Origin of the sequence: Phocaeicola sp. RTP21198st1_B8_RTP21198_201120, assembly GCF_040929485.1 — a bacterium.
GTDB classification, from domain to species: domain Bacteria; phylum Bacteroidota; class Bacteroidia; order Bacteroidales; family Bacteroidaceae; genus Phocaeicola; species Phocaeicola dorei.
This window is the reverse complement of sequence record NZ_JBCOCI010000125.1, coordinates 1-8,147: the sequence shown is the minus strand read 5'-3', so window position 1 is coordinate 8,147 and position 8,147 is coordinate 1. Positions and strand designations below refer to the sequence as shown.

Annotated in this window: 6 protein-coding genes; all 6 read right to left on the bottom strand. The window is 41.6% G+C overall.

Annotated features, from left to right (window positions below):
* The coding region (locus tag AB5935_RS22810) for a F0F1 ATP synthase subunit A (protein WP_368327593.1) at nt 1-868 on the bottom strand (868 nt) is incomplete at its 3' end.
* 424 nt (nt 869-1,292) lie between these two features.
* On the bottom strand, nt 1,293-1,547 hold the full coding sequence (locus AB5935_RS22805) for a F0F1 ATP synthase subunit epsilon (protein WP_007838555.1): 255 nt from the start codon (nt 1,545-1,547) through the stop codon (nt 1,293-1,295).
* A gap of 8 nt (nt 1,548-1,555) precedes the next feature.
* Nucleotides 1,556-3,091, bottom strand: coding sequence for a F0F1 ATP synthase subunit beta (atpD, locus tag AB5935_RS22800; protein WP_005846820.1), 1,536 nt, complete (start codon nt 3,089-3,091; stop codon nt 1,556-1,558).
* Between the two features lie 195 nt (nt 3,092-3,286).
* On the bottom strand, nt 3,287-4,834 hold the full coding sequence (locus AB5935_RS22795; protein ID WP_368327594.1) for a M28 family peptidase: 1,548 nt from the start codon (nt 4,832-4,834) through the stop codon (nt 3,287-3,289).
* 142 nt (nt 4,835-4,976) lie between these two features.
* Nucleotides 4,977-5,891, bottom strand: coding sequence for an exopolyphosphatase (locus AB5935_RS22790; RefSeq protein WP_005846815.1), 915 nt, complete (start codon nt 5,889-5,891; stop codon nt 4,977-4,979).
* A gap of 1 nt (nt 5,892) precedes the next feature.
* Nucleotides 5,893-7,959, bottom strand: a complete 2,067-nt coding sequence (locus tag AB5935_RS22785) for an RNA degradosome polyphosphate kinase (protein WP_007844074.1) — start codon at nt 7,957-7,959, stop codon at nt 5,893-5,895.
* Nucleotides 7,960-8,147 lie beyond the last annotated feature (188 nt).

The following is an 8,147-nucleotide window of genomic DNA, read 5'->3' as shown; positions in this document are numbered from 1 at the left end:
GACCGGCCATCATATTGGCAAACAAACGAATCATCAATGCAAATGGCTTCGTAAAGATTCCGAAAATCTCAATAATCGGCATCATCGGGAACGGAGCCTTTAACCACCAAGGAACATCAGGCCATAGAATCTCTTTCCAATATTCCTTGTTCCCCCATAGATTCACAGCCAGGAACGTACAGATAGCCAGCACAAAGGTAACGGCAATATTACCTGTAATATTCGCACCGCCGGGGAAGAAAGGAATCAATCCCATCAGATTATTGATCAGGATAAAGAAGAAAGCCGTCAGCAGATAAGGTGCATAACGCTTATAATCCTTACCGATACAACCCTTTATCACATCATCATTGATTGCCAGGATACAAGCTTCCATCATGCCCACCATTCCTTTAGGAGCTTCCTTTTCTACTGGATGTTTTTTGTACCAACGGGCACAACTCAACACTAGAATCACCAGAATGGCACTATTGACAAACAACCCGGTAACATTCTTTGTAATAGAGATATCCAAAGGTTTTACTTCGTTACCGCTAGCATCCTTTTCCACTATCTTACCTTTATATTCACCGTCTTTAGCAATGTACAGTCCTTCATACTCTCCGTTTCCTTCCTCAAACTTAGAAGAAAGAAAAGCGTGCCATCCTGTACTGCTTTTTACGATTACCGGCAGTGGTATAGCTATAGGTGTATCTCCTATGTCAGTGATATGCCATTCATACGAATCACCTATATGTCCGAAAACGATTTCATTTACGTCTACCTGCTGCTCTTTATAGTCAGTATCCGACTCTTCCCGGGCATTGGCTCCTTGCAGAAAAGCGATCAGCAACATTAAAACCGTTCCTATATATCGTAAACTTCTCATATTACTTATACTTGTACCTATTACTTTTATGTTTTATCTCAAAATGAAAAAAGAAGCGGGTTTCAAAAATCAGAAAGATAATATAGAATACCATGTAAGTTCCTATAAATGACAGAACTTGATGTGCCACCGCCACTGCATAGACGGACATAATCAAGATGCTCAACATCATCTTCGTCACTTTCGCCACCAAGTAAACCGCCACCATTTTTTGCGGACTTACCCGATAACAGTACCCGAACATAAATATGTAAAAGAGGCCGAAAAGATAAAAAAATATCGGTATGGAAGGATACCAGGCAAAATAATACCTAGGCAACAAGGTGTGAAATACCAAGGCTCCTCCCCAACTCAACACAACCATTAATATGGTCAACGATATGATAAATTTTCTCTTTACGGCTAACAAAGACATAATTATGTATTAGATTTCCACACAGGCCGAAACTATATTGTCCCTTACCTCAACGAACCCACTCGATATTCCAATTGATTTCTCTAATCCATCCTCTGTATATTTTATCTCCCCCTTTATCAATGACGATATCAACGGAGCATGGTCATGCAGGACAGAGAAAGAGCCTGATTCTCCCGGTAATATCACAATGTCCACTTTACCGTCAAACAATGTACTTTCCGGAGAAACCACTATCAAATGAAGATCTTCATGATGTTCCATACTTACTTTTATTTCTTATGGCTGGCAGCATCCAGCAACTTCTTTCCTTTTTCTATTGCTTCCTCTATCGTTCCCACATTCAGAAATGCCTGCTCGGGCAGGTAATCCACCTCACCGTCCAGAATCATCTTGAATCCCTTAATGGTATCTTCAATAGAAACCATGACACCTGGAACACCTGTAAACTGTTCGGCCACAGCAAAAGGTTGTGACAGGAAACGCTGCACCCGACGCGCACGGTTTACAGTCTGACGATCTTCATCGCTCAATTCGTCCATACCCAGAATAGAAATGATATCTTGCAACTCCTTGTTACGCTGCAAAATCTGCTTTACACGCTGAGCCACATCATAGTGCTCCTGCCCTACAATCAGCGGGTCAAGAATACGTGAGGTTGATTCCAACGGATCTACAGCCGGATAAATACCCAGTTCGGTAATTTTACGGCTCAATACGGTTGTTGCATCCAAGTGAGTAAATGTAGTAGCAGGCGCAGGGTCTGTCAAGTCATCAGCAGGTACATACACAGCCTGTACCGAGGTGATAGAACCATTCTTGGTAGAAGTGATACGTTCCTGCATCTGTCCCATTTCTGTTGCCAATGTTGGTTGGTACCCCACGGCTGACGGCATACGACCCAATAAAGCCGAAACCTCGGAACCTGCCTGAGTGAAACGGAATATATTGTCGATAAAGAACAAAATATCACGTGGTCCGTTGCTGTCACCGTTTTTGCGGTCACGGAAAGATTCGGCAACGGTCAACCCCGAAAGAGCAATGGAAGAACGTGCGCCGGGAGGCTCGTTCATCTGTCCGTACACCAATGTAGCCTGTGACTTTTCAACTTCATTATAGTCTACTTTGGAAAGGTCCCAATGGCCTTCTTCCATACTTTTCTTAAATTCTTCTCCGTAGCGGATTACACCAGATTCAATCATTTCACGCAACAGGTCGTTACCTTCACGTGTACGTTCACCGACTCCGGCAAAAACGGAAAAGCCGTTATGTTTCTTGGCAATGTTATTAATCAGCTCCATAATAAGCACGGTCTTGCCTACACCGGCTCCCCCAAACAATCCGATTTTACCACCCTTTGAATAAGGTTCCAGCAAATCAATAACCTTAATACCTGTGAAGAGTACTTCCTGCACAGTAGACAGCTCATCAAACTTAGGGGGTTCACGGTGAATGGGAAACGCCCCTTCCTTACTCAGCGGGCGCATACCGTCCACAGCCTCACCTACTACGTTCATCAACCGGCCTTTAATCTGATTACCAACCGGCATAGTAATAGGATGTCCTGTCGGAATTACTTCCATACCACGTTGCAAACCGTCCGTACTATCCATAGCTACAGTACGCACTGTGTCTTCACCAATGTGTTGTTGAACTTCCACGACTAAAATTCTGCCGTCATTGCGTTTGATAGTCAATGCATCATGAATGCTTGGAAGAAGCAGATCGGTGTCGATGCCTTTGCCCTCAAAATACACATCGACTACCGGTCCGATAACTTGTGAAATATGTCCAATAATCTGTGACATAAGCTTCTATTTACTTTTATTTGATAATTTACCTTTTCTATATTAACAAATATCGCAGGTTTTTTGTTTACCTACATTTTGCTTTATATGCGCAGCAAAGGTAAAGATTATCTCAGTAGATTGAACTTAAGCTAACATTTTTTACACATCAAAACGACATAATTCCACTAAAAGAAGAAAAAAAGAACATTTGCGCTACTTTTTGTGCATTCCTTCACGAGATAACTGTTTACTTAAATTAGCAATTCCCAAGGCGACCACCGCTGTTACCGTAGCTGCATGCTCTTGGTATTCTGGTATATTCTTCGTATAAAGATCACGTTCCGTATGCAATATTTCCCCATAAGAGAAATTATATCCTTTTATGTCTTGTGTATTGAAACCAAAAGTAGGCACTCCTTCCACTGCAAAAACACTGGCATCCGTACCACCGCTTTGAGTAGGACGTTTAAAAGGTTTCGCTACCTTTACTTCAAACGGATAATCCGCACGGATTTCTTTCACAGGCTTGCACACTTCCACAAAATCATCATACATAGCCTGAGGAACGGAGATTCCCACCGGAGGAGTCGGTCCTCCGTCCCGATTGAATAGATTAGCAATCTTTCCTAACTCTTTAGCGTGAGTCTTGACATAAGATTTTGCGCCCAACAAACCAAATTCCTCTCCAGCAAAAGCCACAAACAATATAGTACGTTTAGGTTTTGCACCGGAAAGTGCAATCATACGGGCAGCCTCCATCATAGGACCAATACCTGTACCGCAGTCTATACCACCGGTTGCCACATCATAAGAATCAAGATGTCCGCTTATAATAACATATTCATCCGGATATTTAGTACCTTTAATGGATGCTACGACATTATGATATTTCACAGGACCTAGTTTGAAATGATTACGAATATCAAATTCCAGCCAGAAGTTCCGGCGTTCTTTCACCATCTGCTTGATGATTTTGTATTGATGTTCATCCAATTTGATGTCACAGACTTCGGGCAAATTATCAAACGTAGTATGGGGATCATTTAATAAAGCACGATCATACAAAGCACGTAAAGGTACAGGTGCCGACTGAATAAAGCCAAGTGCTCCTGCCTCACACATTTCTTTATAAAATAGTCCCGGCATTTCACGCAAAGGCTTCATGGCATGTTTGGTTCCTTTGCTCCAATTCTCTTCCATCAAGGCAGCATTCTGCTTTTCTATTTCTATATTTTCAGCTTTGATAGCAGCTCTCAACGAATCTCCTTTAGCAGAACGGTCAACAGGCCAACCTACATTTTCACCTGAAATCAACACCCAAGCGCCTTTCAACTGATGTTTCATGCGGTCTAGTTCTTCTTGAGTACGGGGCTCTATCAAAACATGCCCGCGTTGCAGACCTTTAGTACCTGAAGTGTAGGATGGAGTGACAAAATGCAAATCCATCGCCTGATCTCCCCCGATTAAACGTCCGAACCATGGACCACGGTTAAAACCTACCGGCAGTTCCCCAGCTTCTTCCAAGCGTACGTCAATACCCCACCGTTTATATTCACGCATCATCCACTCGGCTGCATTCTCATATGCATCCGAGCCAATAACTCTTCCCCCAAAACGATTGGTGAGAATATCCAACTGATGCATTACCCGGTTATCAGTTTGGCCCGTTTCAATGATTTTCTTTACGGCGGCAGGTTGGGCAAAAGTAGTCCCTGCATACAAAGAAGCAGCTATTATAGCTGCCATGCACATTTTGTTCATCATGGTATTTCTGTTTGTTAGTTGTTAACGATTACAAATATATAGCAAATTTTGAAACTTCAACTATTAATTTCCAACAATTTATCAGAGAAAAGCGAATATTTTTGAAGCCGTACAACACAAACAGTATTAAAATGAAAGCTTATTCAGCTTTCATTTCTTTCTCAAGGCTTTTGGCATACAGATTGTCAATGATACCATCAGACAGTCCAATGACCGGAACATAAATATATTCTGCATGCACTACTTCTGCAATTTTCAGAAAAATTTCCGCAGCAGGCACAATTACATCGGCACGGTCTTGCTTTAGACTGAATGCCTCTACCCTTTCCTCCGGAGTCAGCGGTTTCAACACATCATAGACTGTTTGCAACGAACTGACCGGCAAACGTTGCAACTTCTTATCCTTCTTATCTGCCAGGCGGAACAACTTATTAATATTCCCACCCGATCCGATGATATTGATCGCGGCAACACCTTCCGTCACTTTCATAAGCTCTTCTTCCATTTGCTGCCAAGTTCCTTCTTTAACAGCATTACTCAGCATACGCACCGTACCGATGTTGTAAGACACCGACCATACCAACTCACCGTTAGTCAACAGATTAATCTCTGTACTGCCACCACCCACATCCACATACATATAATTACCCAGACGGTCTTCCATACACTCTATATGATTATTATAAATCATTCGAGCCTCTTCCTGACCATCAATTATCTCAATGCGGATACCTGTATCCTTTTCGATTTTCTTGATTATCGTCCTCCCGTTACGCGCGTCCCGCATAGCCGAAGTAGCACATGCCCTGTAATCATCCACATCATAAATTTTCATCAACTGACGGAAAGCCTTCATCAAACGTCTCAGCTTATCCGCTTTCTTCTCGGACAATTCACCTATGGAAAAAACATCGAACCCTAGTCGTAGGGGTACGCGAAGCATCATCACTTTTTTAATTTTTTTCTCCTGCACAGCCTCCCTGTCAATGCTTTTTATCAAAAGGCGCACAGCGTTAGAACCAATATCAATAGCAGCATAATTCACTTTTCCCATCTTAATCCTTTATTCTGTTTTCATTTAAATAATATTTGTATAATTCCTCCTGCGAACGGAAAGCTGTCTTATCTTCCGATATCCAAGGACGATTCTCTCCTGTTCCGTCCACCACCCGTCCTTGCAGAGTATCTTTCAAACCATATTCCACTACCCGCTTCAAGTCTGCCTTTATTTCCGGATCGTAAACGGGAGCAATCACTTCCACCCTGTTATCCAAATTGCGCGGCATCCAGTCAGCCGAACCAATGAACATTTTCTCATCACCACCATTGGCAAAAATAAAAATACGCGAATGTTCCAGATAACGGTCTATGATGCCATTGATACGAATTGTATCACTCACTCCCGGCACTCCCGTAATCAGTGAACAATTACCACGAACCAGCAAGTCTATCCGAACACCATGCGAAGATGCTTCATACAGTTTCTTCACCATTACCGGATCAGTAATATGATTAATCTTTATCAAAATGTAAGCAGGTTTTCCGGCCTGCTTGTTCTTAATTTCTTCATTAATAAGACGGATAAATTTTTGCTTCATCTCATTAGGAGATACCAACAGTTCTTTGAAGCGAACGGGAGAATAAGGGCGTTCTATAAAATCAAAGACCAAACTCACGTCACGCGTCACATTCTTAGCAGCCGTCATCAACATATAATCAGTGTACATACGGGCGTTACCTTCATGAAAGTTTCCTGTACTGATACAAGCTATATCCGCACCTGTTTTCATGGATATATAGGTAATCTTAGAGTGTACCTTCAGTCCCTCCACCCCAAATATCACACGGATACCGGCATCCTGCATTTTCTTTGACCAATCTATATTGGAAGCCTCGTCAAAACGTGCCAGCAATTCAATAACTACTGTTACTTTCTTTCCATTGCGTGCCGCATTAATCAATGCTTTTACCACTTTCGAATCTTTAGCCAAACGATAGAGGGTTGTCTTGATACTTTTTACTTCTTTATTAATCGCCGCTTCCTGCAATATACGGATATAAGAATCGAAACTATGATAAGGCACATGAATAAAACGATCTTTCCTACGAATCAGCTCCAACATACCAACGTTACCCGAAAGCTCATTTTTCAAAACAGGAGTCCATTCAGGGTATTTCAAATCTTTCCGGCCACAGTCTGGAAAACGCATCAGGTCCTTATGGTTATGATATTTTCCACCGCCCAATACTGTATCCAACTTATCCAGATTCAACTTGTTCATGACACGTTTTAAAAGATCTTTAGGCATACTGGCATCATAAATAACCCGTAAAGGCTCACCTCGTTTGCGACTCTTTACTCCTTTAGAAATTTTCTGCATCATTCCGTTACGCAGATCATTGTCTATCTCCATCTCCGCATCTTTGGTAAACTTGAAAGCATACGCTTCAAAATGTTTATAGTTCATACCATGAAATATCAATGGTAAACAATAGCGTACCACATCATCCAAATACATCAGGTAATTTTTACCATCCTTATCCGGCAGACGGATAAAACGCCCTGCCTGTGCTACAGGCAGCTCTATAATTGCATATTCTCCAACTTTATGTCCTTCTTTCCTCATCTTTACAGCCAAAAAGATATTTTCATCCGCTTCGTTACCCAGTTGTTTTACTGATTTCAGCCAGACAGGACTAATAAACCCATTCAGCCGTTGTTGATAAAAAGAATCGACAAATAACTGTTGTTCCTCATCCAGTTGTACATGATTGACTAAACAAATATTTTCTTTCTCCAATTCTGCCGTTACCTGCTTGATCGCACCTTCATATTCTTTAGAGTACCTGTTGTTCAGTTTATTTATCTGTCTAATCAGTTTCAATGCTTCTTCCCGTTCAGAATGCGCCGCTTTATCTTCGCACTCGGCCACCCGGCTTTGAGTAGCTACACGTACTCTGAAAAATTCATCCAAATTATTAGAGTAAATTCCTAAAAAGCTCAACCGTTCCAGTATGGGAACACGTTCTTTCATGGCTTCCTGCAAAATGCGACGATTAAAATACATCCAACTGATATCTCTCGGCAGATAATATTTATCTTCCTTTTTCTTCTTCTCCATACGGTTTTAATATTTTTAGCAAAAATACGTCATACACATTACAATAACATGTCAATATAACTACAAATCAATAACAATAAAAAAGTCACAGCCGACGCATACAGCCATGACTTAAACCTCAAATCCGCAACTAAGCCCTTGAACGTCCTTATTGCGTTTACACGTCCTCTCATTACTGAATTTGCAGA